Origin of the sequence: Pararhizobium sp. IMCC3301 (assembly GCF_030758315.1) — a bacterium.
Lineage (GTDB): Bacteria > Pseudomonadota > Alphaproteobacteria > Rhizobiales.
Genome location: NZ_CP132336.1, coordinates 1,661,442 through 1,685,609 on the forward strand (window position 1 = coordinate 1,661,442; position 24,168 = coordinate 1,685,609).

Genomic DNA, 24,168 nt, shown 5'->3' on the forward strand with positions numbered 1-24,168 from the left:
CGGGACACATTTCATATGGCTGTTGAGTAGCCTTCACCACGCCGCGCGTCAATTACAGTTGCGACGGACACAGCCCGCAGGCGCGACTTTTCGGCGAAAACTGCGGCGGGTCAGCGCAAACTGCGGTGAGTATGACCCGGAATCGCGCTTGGATTACCGATCCATTGCGGATCATCCGCGCAGGAATAGGATTTGGCATTGGCATCTGCAAACCGCCGCGCCAGGGCCAGAGGCTCGTCATTGGCAACAACATCGACAAAGCCCATGTGACACACTTCGTCACCGGCGATTCTGGTGATAACCCAGGCTCCCTCATCCAACGCGCCATCTTCGTCATAGAACCGCCAGCGCTGCAGGGCGGCCATAGGGCGATTGCCGTCAAACCGCCACTCCACCTCCAGATCAGGATGATACGCCCTGTTGAAACCCTGATTGAGCACCAGACCGGTGGGGCGGTCTTTATGAAATGACACGGTCCAGCGCGCGTCACCGATGGAAAACCAGACATCGACGCCGAAGACCCCAGGGCAGCGAAACTCGATCAGTGCATCGCTCTCCGTGGCGACCACACAATCCTCATCCGGGATATAGCTGGAGATAATGGCATCCTGGCCATACACAGGGGCGGCACCGAGACAAAGCCATACAGCGCAACCTTGCAGCAGGCGTTTCAGCCGAACACCGCCTTGCGCTGTCAGGGCCGGCACGCCGCTCTTGCCGCTAAAATACGTTCGGATAGATGTAATATCTGATGACGTTCTGCAGCAGAAAGATAATCAGGATGACGATAATCGGCGAAACATCGATGGTTCCGAAGGTTGGAACAAACCGCCGCACCCGCGACAGCACCGGCTCGGTCAACTGATGCAAGGCATTGCCGATGGTGGCGACAAACTGGTTTCTGCCGTTGATCACGTTAAACGCAAACAGCCATGAGAACACGGCTGATATGATCAGAATCCATACGTAGAGTTGAAGCACCACTAGGATTACATCAAGAATAGCCCGCATTGTTCTGCCCGTTGACTGGTTGGATCACTGGGGATGTAGCGCCCGAATTGCGAGCCCGCAAGCGCAAAACACAAAGAAACGCGCCTGCAACGCATACGGCGTGCAGGCGCGGTCATTATTTGGTTGGAACGCAATACTTGATACCAACCTGCTGGTTCAGGTGCAATTGTCCGGCCAAGTGAGAGAATTTCCACATATGGCCAGTCCCGGAAGAATCCCATCAAGATATTGAAATATTTACGATTAATTAATTTTACAGATCGTGCAAATTGCAAGGCACTTTGGCTGAAAATTGCAATTTGCAAGACCCGACCGGCATGCCGCTTCAGGCAGTTTTCCGCTCGTTCAGATCCATCATCCGGCGTTGATCGCTGGCTAACCACACTTTTAAAAACCGGTCCAGCCAGTCACGGATCGGCGCGTCATACATCATCCGGCCTTCGATATGGGCCTGCCTTTGTTGAGCGCTGGGCAGTCCCAGCCTTTCCCGTCCGCGCACCAGCCAGCGCCGCATCATCACCTCGGTCAGTTCGGTATGAAACTGCACCCCGAAGGCGGACGGCCCGACACTGAACGCCTGTTCAGTGAACAAATCGCCGGTCGCAAGCATTTGCGCTCCGTTGGGCAGGGTGAACCCCTCGCGGTGCCACTGATAGATCATTGCCGGCCAGCCCGGCAGCAGGGCATTGCCCTGTTCGGTGGCATATAGCGGGTAATAGCCAATCTCAGCGTGGCATTTTGGGTGAGAATTCACCATACCGCCGAGCGCCCGCACCAGCATCTGGGCACCAAGACAAATGCCCAGAAACGGCACGCCCTGTTGCAGGCAATGGCCGCACCAGTCAATTTCCCGATGCACATAAGGCTCGTCATCATTGGCGCTCATCGGGCCACCAAACACCACGGCGCCCGCATATCCGGACAGGTCTTTGGGCAGAGGATCGCCGAGCGGCGGTTTGCGGATATCCAGCCGGTAACCATGGCGCACCAGCCATTGTCCGACACGGCCCGCGCTGGAGCCGGCCTGATGCAGGACTATGACAATGCTGCCCGCACTATCGCCCGGCCCATGATTCGGATTGCGGCCTGATTCGGTCCCGGCCGCGGAGTTCATTCGGCAAGCTTTCCGGCGCGTTTTTTCAAAATCATCCGGTCCCGCGACGATATGCCCATCAGTTCAGCGATCCGCCACACCAGATTGTCCTCAAACTCGTGGACGACACCGTCGGCATAGACAAGATCCCAGATCATTGCCAGGATATCGAGCCGTTCTTCTTCGTCGAGGCTGCGCTTCAGAACGCTGGTAAAGCCATACAGATCGACAGCTTCCTTGTCTGCGGCCCCGGCTTCCTCGATCAACTCGTCGGTTTCTTCCGCACTCAGCGCATATTTGCTCTGGAGCACTGTGCGCAGCACGGTTTTCTCCTCTTCGGCGATAACGCCATCGATCGAAATCGTGTGGACCAGCAGAGCCGCCGCGGCCAGACGCGGGTCGGTCTGGGAATAATGCTGCTCATCGTCACCGGTGAGCGAGTTCAGGAAGGTTTTCAGGGTGTCAAACATGAAAAATACATACGGCGCATTGCCGCTATCATCAAGCACCTGCGGCCGACAAATATCGACCGAAACGGAAAAATCCGTCCTCTGACAGCCCGTAGTTGAAGCTGCGTCAGCGTGATGCGGTGCACCATGCACGCTTGCATTAACCGAAACGATCTTTAAGCTGACAGCATGAACAACACTGAAAAAACGATCTTTGACGAGATGTTCGGTCACCGTCAAGCCGGCGCTGGAGCACAGAGACAGGGGCAAAGTCAGGGCCAAAGCCAAGGTCAGGGCCAAATTCAGAACAGCGACGCTATAAATCCGGATCAGACAGGCGATACATGCCGCCCCCCTTACGAAACATTCAACGCCTGGTTTTGTGATGAAGATCTCAAACGTCTCAATGCAAAGGCCACCGAGGCGGAAACCATGTTCCGCCGGACCGGCATCACTTTCAACGTCTATGGTGACGATGCTGCCGCAGAACGGTTGATCCCGTTTGATATTATTCCCCGCATCATATCGGCCCAGGAATGGAACCGGCTAGCGCGCGGCATTGATCAGCGGGTCCGTGCCATCAATGCATTCCTGCATGATATCTATCATCGTCAGGAAATTCTCAAAGCCGGCCGGGTTCCCACCCATCTGATTGCCCGCAATGATGCATTTGAGCCAAGCATGATCGGCATGTCGCCGCCCGGCAATGTCTATACCCATATTGTCGGGACCGACATTGTGCGCACCGGAGACAACGAGTTTTATGTGCTCGAGGATAATGCCCGAACGCCCTCCGGCGTTTCCTACATGCTGGAAAACCGGGAAACCATGATGCAGATGTTTCCGGAGCTGTTTTCACGCAACCGGGTACGCAGTGTCAGCGATTATCCCCGGCTTCTGCGGCGCAGTCTGGCCAGCGTTGCCCCGCCGGGCTGTGACGACCGTCCGACCGTTGGCGTGCTGACACCCGGCATATTCAATTCCGCCTATTTCGAACATTCATTCCTGGCCGACCAGATGGGAGTCGAGCTGGTAGAGGGGCATGACCTGCGGGTGATGGACGGCAAAATCAAGATGCGCACCACCACCGGCTACAAGGCGCTTGATGTCATTTACCGCAGGATCGATGATTCCTATCTGGATCCGCTGACATTCCGACCCGATTCCATGCTCGGCGTGCCCGGTATCATGGATGTCTATCGCGCCGGCAATGTTACGATTGCCAATGCGCCGGGAACCGGCGTGGCCGATGACAAGGCGATCTATTCCTACATGCCGGATATTGTGGAGTTCTACACCGGCGAAACGGCCATTTTGAAGAATGTGCCGACATGGCGCTGCTCGGAACCGGACTCGCTGCAATATGTTCTGGAACATCTGCCGGAACTGGTGGTCAAAGAGGTTCACGGGTCCGGCGGCTATGGCATGCTTGTCGGCCCCGCCGCCAGCCGCAAGGAACTGTCATTATTTGAAGCCAAATTGCGTGCCAAACCTTCGAATTATATCGCCCAGCCCACTCTGTCCCTGTCCACTGTGCCGATCCTGACCAAGAAGGGTCTTGCACCGCGCCACGTGGATTTGCGGCCCTTTGTTCTGGTCTCCAAGGACAAGATCGACATCATCCCCGGCGGCCTCACCCGGGTGGCGCTGAAACCGGGGTCCCTGGTAGTCAATTCAAGTCAGGGAGGCGGCACCAAGGATACCTGGGTGCTGCAGGAATAGAGCTATGCTGGGGAAAACCGCAAACGGCCTGTTCTGGCTGTTCCGCAATATTGAACGCACGGAAAACACCGCGCGGCTGCTCGACACCGGGCTGCGCATCGCATTGACCCGGTCGTCAGGCAATGAAGAGGAATGGATTTCCGTGCTGGCAACCGCCGGTGCCCAGGCCAGTTATGATCTGAAACATGACAAAGTGTCGGGCAGTTCAGTGATCGATTTTCTGCTCCGCGACAAGACCAATCCCGCCAGTGTGATTTCTGTGCTGGAAAGTGCCCGCAACAATGCCCGAACAGTGCGCACCGCTCTGACCCGGGAAGTCTGGGAATCCGTCAACGAGGCGTGGATGGAACTGGATGCAACACTGAAGCCTGCAATCAGGGACCGTGAACTGCCTGCACTGCTGGAATCGATCCGCCAGCAAAGTGCCCGCATGCGCGGCGCTCTGCACGGCACCATGCTGCGCAATGACATGTATAATTTCTGCCGGCTCGGCACCTTTGTGGAGCGCGCCGACGCAACCGCCCGCATTCTTGATGTAAAATATTATGTGCTGCTGCCATCACTGGCCTATGTCGGCTCGTCGTTGGACAATGTGCAGTGGGAGTCGATCCTGCGATCCGTCTCGGCTCACCGCTCGTATCGCTGGGCTTATGCTGATGATTACCATGCCGCGACCATTGCGGATTTCATGATTCTGAATTCCCGCATGCCCCGGTCCCTGGCATTCTGCTACAACAAGATTGTCTCCAATCTGGGCTATCTGGTATCTGACTACGGTGCCCGTCATCCCTGCCATGACCACGCCGAAGCCATTCGCGAACGTTTGAAAGGCAAGCACGTGCAGGAGATTTTCGATCAGGGCCTGCACCAGTTTATTCAGGATTTTATTCGCGACAATAACCGCCTCGGTCATCTGATCGACGAGGCCTATCGTTTCAACAGTTGATGCCTGATTTCGGGCACTGATGCCAACCAGCAGTTAGAAGGCCATGCTCCTTACCATTTCTCATGTGACAGAATATCTGTACAGCGATCCGGTTTCCTATGCGCTCCAGCAATTGCGGGTGACGCCTAAATCCCGTGGTGGCCAGACCGTCAAAAGCTGGGACACCCAGATCAGCGGCGGCGCGGTGCAACTGTCTTATGAAGATCAGAACAATAATCACGTCCAACTGGTGGAAATCGAGCCCGATGTGAGCCGGGTTGAAGTTCGCTCCACCGGACAGGTAGAAACCTCCGATACGTCCGGCATTATCGGTGTCCACGGCGGCTTCTCACCGCTGTGGATGTTTGAGCGCAGCACCGATCTCACCTTGGCAGGACCGCAGATCCGCAAACTTGCGCAGGATTCCAGACCGGAAAATACCATTACAGGGATGCACGCGCTGTCCGCGGCCATTCTCGACAATGTGGAATATGTCACCGAAACAACCCATTCTGCGACCACCGCCGAACAGGCGATGAAACTGAGGACCGGCGTCTGTCAGGACCACACGCATATCTTCATTTCGGTCTGCCGGCTGAGCGGTATACCGGCCCGCTACGTCAGCGGCTATCTGATGATGGACGGCCAGACAGACCAGACCGCAAGCCACGCCTGGGCCGAAGCCCATCTGCCCGATCTGGGCTGGGTCGGCTTTGATGTGTCCAATGGTATCTCACCGGATGAACGTTATGTGCGTGTTGCAACCGGTCTTGATTACCAGGAAGTCGCCCCCATAAAGGGTGTGCGTTTCGGCCCCCTGGGGAGTGAACTTGATGAAACTCTGGTTGTCTCCATTCGGGTAGAACAGTAGAGTTCCTCTCCTTGATTCTCCTGCCAATGAAAGAATGTCAGTGCAATGACTTATTGCGTCGGTATGAAACTGAATAGGGGCCTGGTCTTTATGTCAGATACCCGCACGAATGCGGGCCTCGATAATATTGCATCATTCAAGAAGATGCACACTTGGGAAGTTCCCGGCGATCGTGTGATCACCTTGCTGACAGCGGGCAATCTGGCAACCACACAGGCCGTCATCAGTCTGCTCGATGAACGCCGCAAGGCGCCCGAAGACCGCAATCCGTCGGTCCTCGAAGCGCCATCGATGTTTCAGATTGCGGGCATTGTCGGCGAGGTCTTGAAAGATACGATTCTGGCCAATGCCAATGTCGGACAGAAGAGCGACAGCTCCTTCAATGCAACCTTGATTGTCGGCGGCCAGATCAAGGGCATGCCTCCAAGGATTTTTATGGTCTATCCGGAAGGCAATTTTGTCGAAGCCAGCGAGGACACACCATTCTTTCAGATCGGTGAAACCAAATACGGCAAGCCGATCCTGGTGCGCGCCTATGATCCTGATATGGGTTTTGAAGAGGTCATCAAGCTGCTGCTGGTATCCTATGACAGCACCATCAAATCGAATCTCTCGGTTGGTTTGCCACTGGATGTCATGACGTATGAAACCGATTCCTTTGTCATTGGTCATCAGATCCGCATCACCGAAACGAACCCGCATTACAAGGCAATTTCCGACAATTGGAGCGATGCCCTTCGCGAGGCGTTTGTCAGCCTGCCGGACTTTGAGTTTTAGCAGCTGATTTGACGTTGATTTCGCAATCCAGATACACGATCTGCGGCGCAAGACCGGGTTTTGCCAGCCTGTTTTCGATGATTTCAACAAGGGCTTCAGCGCCATCTGAATAGCGCCCGCCGGCAATTGTGAATTGATCCAGATGCTCTGTCGGCACATCGACATGGCCAAGCACAACGACATCAAGTTCATTGGTCTGCATGAGCGCACGTTCACGAAGAACTTCCGCAATGCCCATGCCATCGGAAATTCCCACGCAGATCAGCGCTTCGACCTTCAGCCTGCCCGTGTCATCTGTCAGATCATCAAGCGCACTGTGCAGCGCACTGCTGACGTTCTGGGTCGGATGCTGAAGGCCTTTGAGGGTCACCAGTTCAGTTTCGATTTGTACGGAGCCCCAGTTTCGCTGCCGTTGAAAAAACCGACGCACGCTCAGGATCGGCTGTGATGAACTGTCAAGCGAGACCAGTGCAATGCGCCGACGGCCAGCATCAACCAGATGATCCAGCGACAGTGACAAAGCCTCTTCCCAGTCGATGCCCATACGATCCACATCGACACCGGAAACCGTGTGTCCGTCGACGACCAAAGCGCGGGTCTTTGCTTGCAGCATCGCCAAGAGCCGCACCGGAATGACTTCGTAATGAGATTGCAGAATGGCGCCGTCAAACGATGGAATCGACTTGAGGATGTCGAGCAGATGATCCGTGTCATGATAGGAGATCTGCATCACATGACCATGTTTTGCTTTGACTTGCGCCATGATCGCGTTTTGCACCCGCGCGCATCTTTCATTCATGCTTGAGTTCGAAAGAATCAATATGTTCCTTGAACTGTCAGATGCAGAATTATTGAGGCTGCCATATATGCCTGGCACCTTGCCGGAGCCGTCTTTCACCACATATGAACCGCGCCCGACCTGGGCCGAGATCTGACCCTTTTCCTTGAGCAGCGAAAACACATCCTGCACCGTTGACTGACCCACGCCATATTGGCGCATCAGTTCCCTGACAGTTGGCAGGCGTGTGCCGTGATCAGATCGTTCAATCAAATCTTCCAGCGAGTTCAACAGGTTCTTGGAAATTGTGGACTGCATATTGACACTTCTTTCTCTCCCTTAGATACATTCCCAGATACAATATGACAAGTGCTGTTTTACGGCGGACAGCGGCCAAATTGAATTTTCAGCACTGGAAAAATACAAAATGAGTTTACAATACAATATATATCAGTATTGTATTTAAAGACCTTGAAATCGCGTTCGGGAGGACCCGCTTTTATGACCGCGCCAACTCTGAACGCGGAGGCTGAAGGTGCAGCAAGTGCCCTGCCCGTGATTCACATCGGCTCACTGTCCAAGATATTTGGCGAACCCGCAGCGGACGGAGTGACAGTGCTTGAAGGCATTGATCTGGATATTGCGGAAAATCAATTCGTCTCGCTCGTTGGCAGAAGCGGCTGCGGCAAAACCACCCTGCTGAATATCATCGCCGGGCTTGAAGCGCCGTCGACGGGGATTGTTCAGATCAATGGCCGCGATGTGAAAGGTCCCGGGCAGGGGCAGGGCGTCGTGTTTCAGCAGCATGCCCTGTTTCCCTGGCTTACCGCGCAGGCCAATGTTGAATTCGGCTTTCGCACCGCTCGCATGTCCAAAGCGGAACAGCGCGATCAGGCCGAAGAGCTGCTCAGTCTGGTCGGTCTGGAGCAGGCATCAAACAGATACCCCCGCGAGCTGTCCGGTGGCATGCAGCAACGCGTCGCGATTGCACGGGCGCTGGCACTGGATCCCGACATCCTCTTGATGGACGAGCCGTTCGGCGCATTGGATGAGCTGACAAGGATCGAGATGCAGCAAGAGCTGCTGCGCATCTGGGAGGTGCGCAAGAAGACCGTTGTCTTCGTCACCCATTCGATCAACGAGGCACTGATCCTGTCTGATCGCGTGGTCCTGTTGGCACCTCATCCCGGACGGATCGCCCGGGATCTGACCGTCGAGCTGTCCCGGCCCCGCCAGCGCACCAGTGTCGGCTTTAACGAATTGTATCAGGACGTCTGGAGCGGTCTGTCATCATGATCCGCCGGGTATTCCCATATGTCAGCGCATTTGCGGTCATCGCCGCCCTGATCCTGCTGTGGGAATTGGGCGTACGGTATGGCTACCTGAAGGAATATCAGTTTCCGCCTGCCAGCAAGATAGCCCGCGGGTTTGTTGAAATATCCACAATTGGCTTCCCAACAGGCGTGACCCTGTGGTCGCATACTCTCACAACGGTGTGGCGTATAGTGCAGGGCTATACCGCCGCCATCGCGCTGGCCATTCCGGCTGGGCTGGTGATCGCGGCCTTTCCGGTGCTGGACAAAATGCTGGCTCCAGCCATCGTCTTTTTCCGCTCGATTGCAACGCTCAGCCTGCTGCCCCTTGTCATCGTCTGGTTCGGCGCCGGTGAACTGACCAAGATCGTATTGATTGGCTACGGGTGTTTCTGGGTCATGCTGTCGAACGTCATTGCGGGCGTCAAATATGTTGATCCTGTTTTGATACGCGCTGGCCGGTCCTTTGGTCTGAGCGGCATAGAACTCTACCGCAGTGTCGTTCTGCCGGCGGCCCTGCCCCGCATCTTTGCAGGAGCCCGCATGGCACTGGGCGTCGGGTTCATGGTGATCGTCGGGGCCGAAATGATCGGCACCATCGAAGGGCTGGGTGCCCTGATCATGGAAGCGCGCACCTTTTACAAAAGCGAGATCACCATCGTCGGCATGCTGGTCATTGGTGTGCTTGGCTTCCTCATCTCAACCGGTCTGGCCGCACTTGAGCGAGTGATGCTGCCCTGGGCATCCAGCATTGACGAGGTGAAGCGATGAAACAGCTGAGCCAAAGCAATGTCCTGCTGGGTCTGATCGGAAGTGCGCTTGTCATCTCCGCCTGGGAGTTTGCTTCGCGCAGCGGTGCCATTGATCCGACAATTTTTCCCAGCCCGACAATGGCGATTGCGCAGGCGATCAAGCTGATGTCCGCCGATCGCGTGGCCGAACATATCGGTTGGAGCCTGATGCGTGTCTTTCTGGGTTTCCTGTTAGGCGCGTTCGCTGGCGTCGTCATCGGCATCATGGCCGGTTGGTCGCGCGGCTTCGGTCTGATCGTGCGCCCGATAATCGAGCTGCTGCGTCCTATCCCGCCGCTGGCCTGGATCCCGTTAGCCATCATCTGGTTTGGCCTCGGAGAACCTTCAAAATTGTTCATCATCTTTCTGGGAGCATTCTTTCCGGTGGTGACAGCGGCCTATCAGGGGGTGCGGTCGGTCGACCCGGTCCTGATCCGGGCCGCACAGACATTTGGCCTGTCCGGCTGGCGGTTGTTACTGCGCGTCATCGTGCCCGCAGCGTCGCCCGATCTGGCAACCGGCATTCGCATCGGCTGGGGTCTCAGCTTCGGGATTCTGGTCGCGGCCGAGTTGATCGCTGCCGACCGCGGGCTTGGCTACATGATCATGAATGAGCGCAACACCGGAGGATCGGTCAGCGTCATCATCGTTGGCATCCTTCTGATCGGAGCACTGAATTTGCTGACTGACGCCGCCATTGGCGGGGTCATCCAGCGTTGGATTGGCCGCTGGCACGGCAGCCGATGAAAGCCTGACCATCACTATCAACCACAAAACAGGAGGTAATCATGATTAAGATACTCAGACAGACAATCCTTGGCGCAGCCTTTGCGCTGGGAGCCGGAATGGCGACCGCACAGGAGCTGGAAACCGATACATTATCGATCAGCATTGGCGTTGATCTGCCATTCCTCGTTCATATTGTCGCGCAGGAGAAAGGCTTCTTTAAAGACGCCGGGTTTGAAAATGTGACGTTCGAGAAATTCCAATCGGGCAATCTGGCAGGCGAGGCATTGCTGGCCGGTGAAATCCAGCTTTGGACTCCAGGTAACCTGCCGCCAATTGCGATGGCTCACAATGGTATACCGGTCGTGGTTCTGGGCTCGAATGCCGTCAGCCATGGGCTGGAAAAAATCGTCGTGCGCAAGGATGCAGGCGTCGACAAGCCTGAAGATCTCTACAACGTCCGGCTCGGCCTCTTCGTCAGTTCGACCTCGGGTGCGCTGGTCGGCAATGTTGCAAAACATTACGGGCTGGACAGCAGCAAGCTACAATTGGTCAACCTCGCCCCGTCCGAGGCGATGGCGGCGATGAAGAACAATGAAATCCAAGGCATCGTCTTTTGGGAGCCCTGGCCTTATCTGGCTCTCAGCCAGCAGGACACCAAAGTTGTTCATACCGGCACCAAAAGCGGCTTTGCGCAGAACATGGACGCGGATGTACAGGTGTCAAACAACCGCACTGTCTGGGTCGCCTCGCAGGACTGGGTTCGCGACAACCCGAATGCCACGAATGCATTGGTGAAGGTTCTGGTTGAAACCCAGGCCTATGTCTCCGATCCGGCAAACAAGGACGAAGTTCTGAAAATATTCTCGGATTTTCAGGATCAGCCGATGGAAATGAATCAGGACCTGCTGTCGAACTACACGTTCGATGCCACCATCGACGAAGCCTATGTCGAAGACATGAATGCGATCACCACGTTCCTCCAGGAGACCAACCGCATTCAGCAACCACAGGATCCGCTGAGCTATACCTACTCAGATCCTCTGGCAGCAGCGAATGCTGATCTGGTCAAGATCGAAGGTCAATGGAAACCCTGACCCTCACCTTGTGACACGGCGCTCCGGTGCATCCGGGGCGCCAAACTCCACTCAATTTCCGGAATGACAATGACCCCTCGCGTGGCAAATGAACTGAACATTGCAGTGATCGGCGCTGGATTTATCGCTGATTATCACGTCGCCGGTCTGAAAGCCGCAGGAGCGACAAATATCTCGGTCCTGGTCGGGCGCTCGCCTGAAAAGACCAGGAAGCGTGCAGATGCACTGGGAATCGATAAAATCTCGACCGATTATCACGCGGTGCTGGCTGATCCGGCAATTGATGCCGTGGTGATCGCCACGCCTGACGCCACCCATCACCAAATGACGCTTGATGCGTTGCAGGCTGGAAAAACCACCCTGCTGCAAAAACCAATGGCGATGAATTCCAATGAGTGCCGCGATATTCTGGCTATGGCCAAGACTGTGGCGGCAACGCTGACAGTCAGTTTCATGCACCGCTATTTCCCCGAAGTCCGCTGGCTGAAATCACTGCTGGCATCCGGCGCTCTGGGCACCATCCACTCCATCCGCATTCGCAATGCCACGCCAGGCGCCGATTGGGCTGACTGGTTCTATTCCCCGGACAATGTGGCAGGTGGCGTGGTCATGCAACTGGGCGTGCATGGCATTGATCTGGTGCAGCATATTGCCGGTCCGATTGCCTCGGTAAGCGCCGCCGTGACGACACACAGGCCGGAACGTGTTCTGGAAGACGGACGGCGCATCCGCACCACTCTTGAGGACAACGCGATGGCACGATATGCGCTGCAATCCGGCGCATTGGTCAGCCACGAAATGAGTTATACGGAAATTGCCGGATGTGACCGGTTTCGTCTCGAGCTCTATGCTGACAAAGGCACAGTCTGGCTGCGCACAGAACGGGGAGCCGCCGCAATTTTTGCGCCGGAGGTAACCGGACAGAGCGGCTGGATCACACCCCCTGAAGTCGCAGAGGAGCCGCTGGGCCAGGCGCATCATTTTCACTGGATCAACGTCGCGGCGGGCCAGATGCCGGGCGATGATACTGCACAGGCAGGCCTGTCCTCTATCCAGGTAGCCGAGACCATCTATAGCGCCGCCAAAAACGGATCGACCGTCACAGTTCCGTTAACCCCCCAGCACCAGGAGACAGGCCAATGACCGCCGCTATTCGGATCGCGTTGCTGGGCGTGCAACACTACCACGCCAACTTCTGGGCAAACGCTATAAAGCAGAGCGACAATGCCGAATTAGCCGGGCTTTGGGATGCTGACCCTGACATCGCAGCGTCCTTTGCGGCGGAGCATGGCACCGAAATATGTCAGGACCTGTCAGCGCTGCTGGATGCCTGTGAGGCGGTCGCCATCTGTTCCACCACTGTCGAACACAAGGCTTTGATAAAACAGGCCGCCGAAGCCGGCAAAGCGATCCTGTGTGAAAAACCGCTCGGCATAACAGAGGCGGACGGGTTGGAAATCCGCGATGTTCTTCAGCGCACCGGCGCACTGTTCATGCAAAGCTTTCCCAAGCGGTTCGATCCGGTCACGCAAGCCATCAAAGATTGTGTCGACAGCGGGGATCTGGGCCAGATCACAATGGTGCGGGTGCGCCATGGTCATAGTCACGGGCTCAACGAGGCATTCAAACGCGCCTGGTTCGTTGATCCGGCCAAATCAGGCGGCGGAACTCTGCTCGACGAAGGCGTCCATGCGGCGGATTTTCTTCGACTGGTTTTCGGCGAGCCGGAGAGTGTTTCGGCGATGATTGCATCGGCGACTTTGAACCTGCCCGTTGAAGACACTGCTCTGGCAAGCTTCTTCTATGCAAATGGCCTCATTGCAGAAGTCGCAACAAGCTGGTGCTTCGCCGCCGCCGACGCCTCAATCGAGGTTTACGGCACAAACGGCACTGTTCTGGTCAGCGGTGTGGATATTGCATCCCGGCCGACACGCGAGCGCGATTTCATGCAGGTCTTTCGCCGGATTGGCACCGGGGGAGAGTGGCAAAGCCTTGATCTGGTCCCGCATTTCAAAACCGGTGTGTTTCATGAGCACGTTGCCTGGGCGTTTATCGATGCCTTGGCGCAAGGGCGTGCGATGCCAACCGGTGTCGATGATGGTTTGCGCGCTTTTGCCATGATCGACGCTGCCTATGATGCAGCGCGCACCGGCGTCCGCCAATCCATCAAATATCCCGAGGGTGCGCAATGACCCTCATGGCAGCCAGCGTGGTTGAGCAGGATCACGGTGACCCTGTGACTCACCTTGTCTGCGATCTTGGCGGCACCTCTTGTCGATTGGCCCTGGTGCAGCATGACAGCATGGTCCCGGAAACATGCATCAGCCTTGAGAACAATGGTTTCCAAAGCTTCGACGCCCTGCTGGCTCACTATCTCCAGGATTTTGCCGCATCGTGTCAGCTCTCTTGTGTCGTGATTGCGCTGGCAGCCCCGATCACGGGCGATTGCGTTGCGTTGACCAACCGGGACTGGACATTGGACCGAAACGTGATCTCCCATATCTGCGGTGGTGCCGCCGTGTTCCTGATTAACGATTTTGAGGCCCTCGGCCATGCTTTGAACCGGCCTGCTGATCTGTCGCAGCGCGCAATTACGCCAGATATTGCCAAAGGCGAGGCCCAGACCCGGGTCATTCTGGGTGCCGGAACGGGCTTCAACAGCGCAGCCTGCACAGCCTCGGGCGAAATTATCCGTTCCGAGACCGGCCACACAACGCTTGCTGTGGAAACGGATATCGACAGAGATCTGCAACACCAAATGTCAGACCGTTTTGGCCGCTGCTCGCAGGAGCGGATATTGTCCGGCGTCGGGCTTGTTGCGCTCTATCACTTAATTTGCGAACGCAAAGGACAGAGCGCACAATTTGAAGGCAGCTACGCCATCGTCCGCTCCGGGGCGGCTGGAGACGATCCTTGCGCAGAACAGGCCTGCAACGAATTCGCCCGCATTCTGGGGCGCACTGCAGGTGATCTGGCGCTGACTTTCATGGCCTATGGCGGCGTTTTTCTGAATGGCGGCGTTACCCGCGCTCTTGCTCCGTTTCTGACGTCTTATGACGGCCCGTTTGGCGTCGCGTTCCGCAACAAGGGCCGCATGGCCGAGCAGATGAAACAATTCCCGGTCTACCTCATTCTGGACGATCATGCGGCTTTGTCTGGCTGCATGGACTGGCTTGTCAGGAATGCAGCGAAAACCCTGGAACAAAGCCGATCAAATCACACATCACTCATAGAAGGGGCTCTTTGATGCCGACGGAACGCCTCCCCGAACGCCTGATGCCGCTTGCCGCAAAGTTCGGCGTGCAGGCATATTATGGTGATATTCACAATCATTGCGCCATTTCCTATGGCCATGGCAGTCTTGAAGGGGCGTTGGAAAATGCGCGCCAGCAACTCGACTTCGTGTCCGTCACGGGACACGCCTATTGGCCGGATATGCCTGTCGACGATCCCAGCGTGGCGCATATTGTCGCATTTCATGTGGAAGGGTTCGCGCGTCTGAAGCAGCTCTGGCCGGGCCATTTTGCAACTTTGAAAAAATACCATGACGCAGGAAAATTTACGGTTTTTCCAGGCTATGAGATGCACTCCTGCGCCCATGGCGACTACACGATTGTCCTGAGGGAACTTGACAATCAGGCGATGCCAATGGCTGACACACCGGCCGAGTTGTTGGCCGCGCTCCGGCAGGAATTTGGCGATGCCGCATTCGCATTCCCCCACCACATTGGCTATCGAACGGGTGCGCGGGGCATCAATTGGCAGTCCTTCAACGAAGAACTATCGCCTGTTCTGGAACTGATTTCGATGCATGGATGTTCGGAAAGTTCATTGGTTGAGCGGCCGTTCCTGCACTCCATGGGACCGTGCGATGGGGTCAACACGGTGCATAATGGCTGGAACCGGGGGCATGTGTTCGGTGTCATCGGCAACACGGATCATCACAGCGGACATCCGGGATCATACGGCCACGGACGGGGGGCGGTCTATGCGCCTGAAAACACAAGTGCCACAATTTGGGGGGCCATACATGCCCGCCATTGCAATGCGCTGACGGGTGATAATTGTCATCTGTTTGGCATGCTCGACGGCACCATGCAGGGCGGTTTTGTATCTCCGACAGCCAACGCGATGCTGGATGTGGAAGCCATTGGCGGCAGTGCCATCGACTTTATTGACGTGGTCAAAAATGGACATGTTATCCAGCGCATTACTCCGGCGGTAACGCCAAGCCCCGTTGATAGCGATGCAAGCGGCATTGAAAGCCTGCTGACGTTGGAACTGGGTTGGGGTTCGCGTGGCACTCATCAGGACTGGATCGGATCCCTGGCCCTGGAGGGGGGCGAAATCCTTTCGCTGGAGCCTCGTCTGCGCGGACCGGAAGTTGTATCCCCGACGGAGGGCAAAGCGCGGGTTCAAAGGCAAAATGTCCTCACTCGTGAGGGTAACCGAGTTCAGTTTGATGTTCGGTCCTATTCCAACCCCAACAATTCCACCCCATCGACCCAATCCTTCTGTTGTCGCGTCCGCCTCTCCGCTGACGCAATCATTCGGGCAGAGTTCGGCGATGTTCACATTGAAGTTCCCGCTGAGCGGCTGGCCATGGGCGCGTTATCAGGAAACCTCGGCGCGATAGATACGCCAGCATTCCGCTTCCATCCGCTTATCAGGCCAGAACAGTGGCAATGGCACGGCCGCTTGGCCGCCGGCCCGCTGAAACAGGGCGATTGGGTGAGTTTGAGAATGCGGCAGCTCAACGGACAATGGGTCTGGAGCAGCGCATTTTTCTGCCGGTAACACAGTTTCCTGTTCCGCAAACCGCAATACCCGAAGGCCTTCATTCAACGTCATTGCATCAGGCGAATATTGACCTGATCTGTTCGGCCTTTTGAATCAATCACTGTCAGCGTGGAAAAGCCCGGACCGGAAGGACGGAAAAAGCTTTCCCGGCGCAAAGCACGACTGGCAACCGGGCGGCCATCGGCCAGCCAGGTGAACGGCGCGGCTCCGCCACGAACTTTCAGCGCCACTGATCCATCGCCCTGCATTTGCAGGTCCGTATCAGCCTGGGGAAATGCAATGACCGGGCGGGGCGAGGCGACTTCCGCACTAGGCCCCGACACCCTGCCGAACCGTTGCAAATGGGATGGCAGATCGGCATTTGCCGTCAGAACAGCGCTGTTCAACGCCGGATGTGGACTGGTGCCGAGCCGCGCGAACACATCCAGAAAAATCGGCAGGGCGGTCGTCGCCCCGGTAATATATCCGGCCGGTGCATTGTCAGGCCGACCGACCCAGATACCAACCACATGACGTCCGTCAAAGCCAATGGTCCAGGCATCTCTGTAGCCGTAGGATGTCCCGGTCTTGTAGACCAGATTTCCGCGCTTCGGATTGCGCCCCTGCGGCTCATACAGCATCGATTTCATCAGCAGATCCGAGGCCGCTGCGCTGAGCACCCGGCCGGCAGATCCTTGCGGCTCCATCTGCGGGCGGATCTGCAGGTCAAGTGCCGCCCCGTATCGGGCAATCGCGCCATAGAGACGAACAAGTTCTTCCAGCGTCAAGCCGACGCCGCCAAGTCCCATCGCCAGCCCCGGCTGCGCGTCTTCGGCAAAGCGCGGCGTGGCACCAGCCCGTCGCAACCGGCTGGACAACCGGCGCGGGCTGATTTTATCGAGCACTGCGATGGCCGGTATGTTGAGAGACAGTTTCAGCGCTTCGGAAATGGTCATTGTGCCATAAAATCCGGTATTGAAATTTTCCGGAGCGTAGTCGGAAAACGCCACTGGCCGGTCCTCGATCAGCGTATTGGGATGGGCAATGCCTGCCTCGAATGCGAGACCGTAAATCAGCGGTTTGAGCGTAGAACCGGGCGAGCGGACCGCGCGGATCATATTGATATAGGCGGCGGCATTTCCAGACAGCAGTCCCGGTCCACCGACCGAAGCACGGATCGCGCCGCTCTGGTGATCAACCACTAGCGCAGCGATGGAAAATCCGCGGCCAAGGCCGGCGCTGCGCTGTGTGATATGTTTTTCCAGTGAGGCCTGCAGCGCAAAATCGATACTTGTTTGAATGATCAATCCCGCATCATCAGCCGACTGCAGTTCTTCGGCAAGATGCGGAGCTAGCATCGGAAACGGTTGTCGCCGGTCGGGAATAGCTGCGCCGGACGCCCGCTCGGCATCCTCGTTGGAGATAAGCCCATCGGCTGCCAGCCGCTCCAGAACACGGTTGCGCGCCTTGCGCGCAGCCTCTGCGAAACGATCCGGCCGACGTGTCTCGGGTGCCTGCGGCAAGGCAATCAACAAGGCAATTTCCGCCAGATTAAGCCAGCCCGGTTCCTTGCCGAAATAGGCCCAGCTGGCAGCTCTGACCCCTTCCAGATTGCCGCCATAAGGCGCATGATTGAGATAGAGTGTGAGAATTTCCTGCTTGCTGAGCCTGACCTCCAGCCGCCGGGCCTGCACGATCTGCCGGATTTTGCCGGTCATGGTCCGGGTGGTGTCATCACTCAGCAGCCGGGCGAGTTGCATTGACAGGGTCGACGCACCGGAAATCACCCGCCCATTCGCCAGCAACTGCCACAGCGCGCGCAGCATCGCTCGTCTATCGACCCCGTCATGCTCAAAAAAGCGCTGATCTTCATAGGCAAGCAAAAACGACACCAGACGAGAATCTACCTCATTCAATTTCACCGGAATGCGCCAATATCCACCCGCAGTCGTAAACGGGCGTAACAATTCACCATTCGCCGCCACGACAGTCACGGATTGCGGTTGCTCAACGACCAGCGCCGGTGTTGCGCGGGCAATCCGATGCAGGACTTGCAGCCCTGTGAGACCGCCTGACAACAGCAGCAGTCCCAGAAGCGCCGGGATCAGCAGGCACAGACGCTGTTTCATAGTCAGGTTCACGCTGTTGGTCCCGGACTATTGCAACGGACCGGCAATGCTGATGCTGGAGGACTCAGTCATCCCGAATATTTCCGGCTCATACATGTCTTCCACATAACTCGGCGGCAGTGTGAACTCGCCGGGCGAAATCGCCCGCACCTGATAGGCAAAACTCCAGACATTCGACCCGTCTGTGACCGGCAGATTGTCCAGCGCCTTGCCATCAAAACCCGCCACGAACCGGTCATCCAGAAACGCCGAATAGGCTGGAACCCCGGTGCTTGGCAGCCAGTTCAGCCCGGTATTCGCACTTTGCAGAAGCGCCGGATTATCGATTTCAAAACCGGCAGGCAGGGGATCGACCAGCAGCAATTGGTCGGCCCGGGCAACCATCTGGCGCACTGTCAGAACCACAACCAGACGGTCATTCTGCGCCAGCATTTCCAGCTCTGCCGGCGAGCCATCACGGTTGAAGAAAGCCCGCGTGACAATAAATCCGTTGCTTCGGGCAGCCGCCGAGGCTTTCGGTACGCCACGCGTCTCGATGCGCAGTGGCAGGCTGCGGTTCATCAAATTACGAACCACGATCTCGCCCCTTGCCAGCGCATCCTCATCAAACCTGAAAGACAGAACACCACTTCCAGCGGGTTCTTTTTCATAGGGAATTCCGGCCAGGCTGACCTCGGCCTGCAAAGACCCTTCGGTGTTCGCAACAGCACCGGAAGCCATCAGCAGCCATGCCATTTCCTGCGTGCTCAGATAGCTGTTCTGGCGCCGGTCTTCGCTGACCGCTTCAGCCAGTTCCGTCAGATCAATCTGCTCCAGGCCGCTTTCCGCAATCAGCACCATGATCGCCGCACCATCGCGCATATTCGAGCCATAGTCGCGCGGTCCGGGGCGGTACCGTCCCATGGATCGGCGGGCCATATAAGTGGACTTTGCCGCTTCGAACGCCGAGATGGCGCGGGCCTTTTCGCCAGAAAGTGCCAGACCCGCCGCCAGTTGCGCTTGTGCCATCGGGGTTGAAAACGCTGTGAACTTGGCATCGGCAAAATAGCGCAGATCGCCCAGCGTCGCTTCGCCATTGCGCGCTAGCACATAGAGCGCATAGGCCATCGGATTGGCATCGGCATCAATATTGCTGTCAAACGACAATTTGTTTTTCAGATTGTTGATGGCCTGTTCAAAGGCTGTGTCCGGCACGTCAAAGCCGGCCTCGCGGGCTCTGGTCAGAAAGTCGCTGACATAGGCATCGAGCCATAAATCCCGGCTCCAGGAACTGTCCCACATACCGAATGAACCGGCGCTGTTCTGGTAACTCACCAGACGGGTGATGGCCTCTTCGATGGTCTTCCTGTCTTCGGCTGACAGTTCCTTCCCTGCCAGCAGCGGCAGTGCCCGGCTGGTGGTCTGTTCCGAGCAGCGATAGGCATAGCGCTCCAGCATGGCGTATAGCGCCGCCGGATTCAACGCCGCCCGCGCCCCAAGTGCCAAAGCGAGGCTCCCGGTTCCCGGAACATACGGCGCCAGAACAGCAGAATCGATAGTGAAGGAATCTCCTTCCGCACCATCGCGTGACAGGATCACGGTTTCGGCGTTCGAAACCGGCTGAGTATTTGCCCGCAGCGGCAGGACCAGATCCTTCAACACCACCTGGCCATCCGGTCCAGTCAGGCTGATTTGCAGTTCAGCATCCCCCGCCTGCGATGCGCTCAGCGGCACAAGTTGTCGGGCGCTCCCACCAGCATCCAGCGTGATACGACTGCGTGCAGGCTCGCCTGGCTGCAGTTCCGCAGAGGTGGTCACAGCCAGCTCATAATCGCCTGCAGGACCATCGGTATTGTCAAACTGGATGAGCAGCCGCGAGCGGTCTCCCGGTGCCAGAAACCGCGGCAAGGTGGTGGTCATCACCACCGGGTCGCGGACAATCACATCAGCGCTTGCACTGCCCAGCTTCACATCACTCCAGGCCACTGCCATCAGTTTCAAGGTGCCGTTGAACTGCGGCACATCGAAGGACACGATTGCCTCGCCATTTTCATCCAGATCAACCATGCCGGAATACAGCGAGACGGGCTTTTCCGCCGGAGGGTTGCCTTCCATGGCAAGTCCCGCTGCTGCCGCATCACCGCCGACGCGAAGCCGTCCGGCTGTCCCCGACAGACCATCGATCAATCGGCCATAAAGATCGCGCAGCACCGCCCCGAGCTGGCGCTTTGAAAAATACCATTTTTCCGGTTGCGGAGGGGTGTAGCGGGTCAGATTCAAGATACCCAGATCCACCGCGGATATGACAATATGTGCGCTGCCAGCATTGGTCCCGATCACCTTCACCGGAACCTGCAATGTGGTGCGGGGGCGGATTTTCTCCGGCAGGTCCATGGTCACTGCAAGGGTGCGTGGTTCGGGATTGATACCAAGCCATTCCACCCCGATCGACCGGGTTGGCAACTGCCCGTTGGCCAGGTCCATCGGATAATACAACGTGGCCAGAACATAGGCCCCGGCACCCCAGTCGCCGCCTACCGGCACATCGAAACTCTGCTCGCCTGCGCTGATGTCGAATTGATAGTGCGCCAGAAGCGCCTCATTGGCGACCAGCAGTTGCAGCTTGCCGGGCCGCTCGGCGTTGAGCCGCACCTTGGCAACATCACCGTCCGCATAGCTGTCCCGGTCCAGCCCGACCTGCAGCGCATCCGGCGTATCAAATGCCGATTTCTCGACATACCAGCCAGCATAAAAATCCAGACTCGCAACCGCGTTCCCGGCAGATACTTCCAGACGGTAAGATCCCCATTCCACATCGACATCAAGCCGCGTCAGCCGGTCCGCCGCCATGGCCAGCGTTCCACTTGCCACACGCTCTGTTCGCGTGACCGGCTCCCAGCCCCATTGACCATTGGATTTGCGGTACCACTGATAGGACCTGATGATGCGCTTCAATTCATAACTGGCATTTTCAGTGGCGATCTGCTGTCCCGCTTCATCCAGCGCAACCAGTTGGAACCCGGCGGCACCGCCTTCGGGGGCCGAACTCTCAAACAGCGGGCGGATACCGATTGACGGCCCGCTAGCCGCCAGGGGCACCTTGATCTGGCGCTCAACCGGGCGTCCGCCGCCATCATTCATCGTCACCGAAATCGTGGCCGCCAGCGGCAGCGTTGTTTCAGGAACCGCAGGAACTGCCAGCTCAAACTGGCCGCGTCCGGCGGCATCGGTTCTCATGGCAGGCGCGAATGTTTCATTCACCGGCGTAAACTGCTCATCAGACAGGCCAAACACAAACCCTTTAAACGGCCCGTCAACCGGTTGGCTTGGGGCAATGCTGATAGCGCCCTCGACAGCCAGGCCGGTGGCCGGGGCACCAAACAGATACCTTGCCGCGACATTGATGGTGGCACGCTCTCCCGCCTGCAGCACCGCACCGTCGAGGCTCAGATCGAAATCAATCCTCTCGGGAAGAAAATCCTCGACCAGAAACCGCCGGGTTGCGACGGGCTGCGCCTCGGGATCTGTGAAAAGCTGTAAATCCCAATTGCCGCGCACCGCGCTTGGCGGCAGGGCAAAACTCTGCGAATGGCCGCCACTGCGGTCGTTGGTGGAGATTTTCCGGATCTGCTCGACGCCGTCAGGGCGCTTCAACACGAAAGTCACTGGCAAACCGGCCAGCGCGTCTGCCTCCGCATCGCGCACCAATGCAGTTGCATAAACCGTGGCTCCGGGCCGGTAGACCCCGCGTTCCGTATACAAAAAGGCATCGACCGCGCCGGGTGACATGCGCCCTTCAACGCCCCGGTCGGTCAGGTCAAACCCGCTCTGCTCCAGATCAAGCAGCGCATAATCAGGTGCATCGGTCTCAGCGATGAGCGTCGCCGCCTTCATGGCCCCTGACCCGCGCAGCAAACCCGGCGCAAACTGCACATAGCCGTTTGCATCTGTCAGTCCGCGCCCCAGAATCTCGGCGTTGCGCGCAACCAGCTTGACCGCAACGCCGGCCAGCGGTGCCGTGTCTTCCAGAGACCGGGCAAACACGTGCAGACCATCGTCTGCCGACACGCTCGACAGTCCAAGATCACTGACCACAAACCACTGCGTCGCCTTTGGCTGCCAGTAACTTTCGCCGGTTCGCGGGCCTTCTGCGATCATCACATAGGCGCCGGGCTGCAGATCGCCGATGACACGAAACACCGGCATCAGTGTCGTCGTTTCCTGGTTAAGCAGGCCATTGGTTTCCAGCACTCCGGACCAGACCGGTGTCGCAAGATCCGTTTTCAGCTGCTCCAGATCACCATTGTTGAGGGGCCGGTTGAATTTGTCACTTCGCAGCAATTCCGCCACCGCTGCATCACTGACCCGGTGCAGGCTGATATCAACCGCGTCCATATTCACGCTTACGACCGGAATGCCTTTGGCATAGGAGCGCGACAGTACATAGGCAGAGCCGGAAAAACGCACATTGGGCAAGCGGTCACGAACATAGATATCCAGCGCGACGAGACCTTCAATTCGCTCGCCGATAGCAGCGGGAAGTCCGGCCCGCAAATCAAGCCGGTAGCGCTCGCCATGGCTAAGACCGCCGACGCAGATTTCCTTGTCCGAAACCCGAACATCGGCCGGTTCCGCACCATTCAAGCGCAGATAATCGGTATATTCGGTTGTGTCGCCATCCAGCTTTTCAGAGAATTGCAGACAGGCGCTCGGACTGGCGGCATCACTATCAATGGAATAGTCCAGCATGCGAAAACCGTATTTCGCATTCAGCGTGTCAAAGGCCACTCTGATTCTGGAATTTTCCTCGATTGCCAGACTCAATTTGAAAGCTTCCAGAGCCGGCCTGTAACGCTCGGATTCTCTTAAGGCGCGTGCCAGCGTGGCCAGTGTATCGGCCTTGTCGCTGTTGGTCTGCGCCAACCGGTAGGATTCCAAGGCCCCACTGATGGCAGCGCTGCGAAAGTCACGCTGTTCCTGCCAGTTATCGGACTGGCTGCGCGAGAACGTCTCGGCGAAAGCACGCCAGGCCTCCAGATTCAGCGGATCGGTCGTAACCCAGGCCGTGGCCACATCGCGCAACAGCGTCAAATTACTGCCTCGCAACGCTTCCGCGTAGCGCGCAGGCAGGTTTTCGACCGCGATCTGGGGGCCATTGGCAGCAAATGAAGCGCGCATTGCGTCAAGATCACGCAGCAATTCAGGGCGCACAAAGCTGAACTGGTCCAGCGCGTTGAATGAATCAGGTGCCCGCACCGTCGTGACCTGAATCCGTCCAGCGATGGTCCCTTCTGCGCTCTCCAGGGTGCCGAATCCGTTTTTCAGAAAACACCAGCCTGCTGCGATATTGTAGGTGAAAGTCTTGCATTCCTTCTCTGCGATACAGGCCCTGGAACAGGCATCGGCAGTGACGTTCTTGTCAGTGCGATAATCGAAGCCGGTATAGTCGGCATTATCAATGGTTTGAACGCGGCGCTCAACCTCCTGAGCACTGGCGTCCGGCGCGAAAAAATTGCCCGCCAGGACAATCGCCAAAGCGACGATGGTTGTTGTCTTGAATAGTTTGCCTGATGGCTGTGCACTGCGTACGGAAAATGGAACCGAAAATCTCATCATATCGCCCTCATGCACCCCGGATTGCCTGCGCCCCGAGCCACTATCCTATAGTACTATCAGACGAAGCCAAAATGACGGAATCAAGGCAAAAACCAACTCAAAAAAAATCCAT

At 57.1% G+C, this 24,168-nt stretch carries 19 protein-coding genes; 12 read left to right on the top strand and 7 right to left on the bottom strand.

Annotated features, from left to right (window positions below):
* Positions 1–110: 110 nt before the first annotated feature.
* The 4 genes from RAL88_RS08015 to RAL88_RS08030 all read right to left on the bottom strand — a co-directional run bounded on the left by RAL88_RS08015 (position 111) and on the right by RAL88_RS08030 (position 2,574).
* Positions 111–707, bottom strand: a complete 597-nt coding sequence (locus RAL88_RS08015) for a hypothetical protein (protein ID WP_306268549.1) — start codon at positions 705–707, stop codon at positions 111–113.
* 13 nt (positions 708–720) lie between these two features.
* Complete coding sequence (locus RAL88_RS08020) at positions 721–1,011, bottom strand: YggT family protein (protein ID WP_306268550.1); 291 nt, start codon at positions 1,009–1,011, stop codon at positions 721–723.
* Between the two features lie 325 nt (positions 1,012–1,336).
* A complete protein-coding gene (locus tag RAL88_RS08025; RefSeq protein ID WP_306268552.1) occupies positions 1,337–2,125 on the bottom strand; it encodes a glutamine amidotransferase in 789 nt (262 codons plus the stop codon).
* On the bottom strand, positions 2,122–2,574 hold the full coding sequence (locus tag RAL88_RS08030; protein WP_306268554.1) for a TerB family tellurite resistance protein: 453 nt from the start codon (positions 2,572–2,574) through the stop codon (positions 2,122–2,124). Before RAL88_RS08030 ends, RAL88_RS08025 begins: the two co-directional genes overlap by 4 nt.
* A 168-nt stretch (positions 2,575–2,742) precedes the next feature.
* On the opposite strand from RAL88_RS08030, the gene RAL88_RS08035 reads away from it, so the two are divergent.
* The 4 genes from RAL88_RS08035 to RAL88_RS08050 are packed head-to-tail and all read left to right on the top strand — an operon-like array spanning position 2,743 to position 6,848.
* A complete protein-coding gene (locus RAL88_RS08035; RefSeq protein ID WP_306268556.1) occupies positions 2,743–4,275 on the top strand; it encodes a circularly permuted type 2 ATP-grasp protein in 1,533 nt (510 codons plus the stop codon).
* A gap of 4 nt (positions 4,276–4,279) precedes the next feature.
* Positions 4,280–5,221 carry an alpha-E domain-containing protein gene (locus RAL88_RS08040; protein ID WP_306268558.1) on the top strand — a complete coding sequence of 314 codons (942 nt, stop codon included), beginning with the start codon at positions 4,280–4,282 and terminating at the stop codon, positions 5,219–5,221.
* Positions 5,222–5,264: 43 nt separating this feature from the next.
* Positions 5,265–6,071, top strand: coding sequence for a transglutaminase family protein (locus tag RAL88_RS08045; protein ID WP_306268559.1), 807 nt, complete (start codon positions 5,265–5,267; stop codon positions 6,069–6,071).
* A gap of 45 nt (positions 6,072–6,116) precedes the next feature.
* On the top strand, positions 6,117–6,848 hold the full coding sequence (locus RAL88_RS08050; RefSeq protein WP_306268560.1) for a proteasome-type protease: 732 nt from the start codon (positions 6,117–6,119) through the stop codon (positions 6,846–6,848).
* Here the strand turns inward: RAL88_RS08050 and RAL88_RS08055 are convergent.
* Positions 6,823–7,944 (bottom strand): GntR family transcriptional regulator, encoded by a 1,122-nt coding sequence (locus RAL88_RS08055; RefSeq protein ID WP_306268562.1) that lies wholly within the window; start codon positions 7,942–7,944, stop codon positions 6,823–6,825. The genes RAL88_RS08050 and RAL88_RS08055 overlap by 26 nt on opposite strands.
* A gap of 183 nt (positions 7,945–8,127) precedes the next feature.
* On the opposite strand from RAL88_RS08055, the gene RAL88_RS08060 reads away from it, so the two are divergent.
* From RAL88_RS08060 to RAL88_RS08095, 8 genes are all read left to right on the top strand, one after another.
* Positions 8,128–8,922, top strand: a complete 795-nt coding sequence (locus RAL88_RS08060; protein ID WP_306268564.1) for an ABC transporter ATP-binding protein — start codon at positions 8,128–8,130, stop codon at positions 8,920–8,922.
* Positions 8,919–9,710, top strand: coding sequence for an ABC transporter permease (locus RAL88_RS08065; RefSeq protein WP_306268565.1), 792 nt, complete (start codon positions 8,919–8,921; stop codon positions 9,708–9,710). Before RAL88_RS08060 ends, RAL88_RS08065 begins: the two co-directional genes overlap by 4 nt.
* Complete coding sequence (locus tag RAL88_RS08070) at positions 9,707–10,477, top strand: ABC transporter permease (protein WP_306268566.1); 771 nt, start codon at positions 9,707–9,709, stop codon at positions 10,475–10,477. Before RAL88_RS08065 ends, RAL88_RS08070 begins: the two co-directional genes overlap by 4 nt.
* Before the next feature lie 41 nt (positions 10,478–10,518).
* The gene (locus tag RAL88_RS08075) at positions 10,519–11,553 is read left to right on the top strand and encodes an ABC transporter substrate-binding protein (RefSeq protein WP_306268568.1); all 1,035 of its coding nucleotides are present in this window, start codon (positions 10,519–10,521) and stop codon (positions 11,551–11,553) included.
* 69 nt (positions 11,554–11,622) lie between these two features.
* On the top strand, positions 11,623–12,696 hold the full coding sequence (locus tag RAL88_RS08080) for a Gfo/Idh/MocA family protein (RefSeq protein ID WP_306268570.1): 1,074 nt from the start codon (positions 11,623–11,625) through the stop codon (positions 12,694–12,696).
* A complete protein-coding gene (locus tag RAL88_RS08085; RefSeq protein WP_306268572.1) occupies positions 12,693–13,745 on the top strand; it encodes a Gfo/Idh/MocA family protein in 1,053 nt (350 codons plus the stop codon). The genes RAL88_RS08080 and RAL88_RS08085 overlap by 4 nt, the downstream gene beginning before the upstream one ends.
* Positions 13,742–14,800: a glucokinase gene (locus tag RAL88_RS08090; protein WP_306268574.1), complete on the top strand. Its 1,059-nt coding sequence runs from the start codon at positions 13,742–13,744 to the stop codon at positions 14,798–14,800. The genes RAL88_RS08085 and RAL88_RS08090 overlap by 4 nt, the downstream gene beginning before the upstream one ends.
* Positions 14,800–16,350 carry a hypothetical protein gene (locus RAL88_RS08095; RefSeq protein ID WP_306268576.1) on the top strand — a complete coding sequence of 517 codons (1,551 nt, stop codon included), beginning with the start codon at positions 14,800–14,802 and terminating at the stop codon, positions 16,348–16,350. The genes RAL88_RS08090 and RAL88_RS08095 overlap by 1 nt, the downstream gene beginning before the upstream one ends.
* A gap of 50 nt (positions 16,351–16,400) precedes the next feature.
* On the opposite strand, the gene pbpC is transcribed toward RAL88_RS08095, so the two are convergent.
* Positions 16,401–18,461, bottom strand: coding sequence for a penicillin-binding protein 1C (gene pbpC / locus RAL88_RS08100; RefSeq protein ID WP_306268577.1), 2,061 nt, complete (start codon positions 18,459–18,461; stop codon positions 16,401–16,403).
* Between the two features lie 27 nt (positions 18,462–18,488).
* Positions 18,489–24,056, bottom strand: coding sequence for an alpha-2-macroglobulin family protein (locus RAL88_RS08105; RefSeq protein ID WP_306268579.1), 5,568 nt, complete (start codon positions 24,054–24,056; stop codon positions 18,489–18,491).
* Positions 24,057–24,168 lie beyond the last annotated feature (112 nt).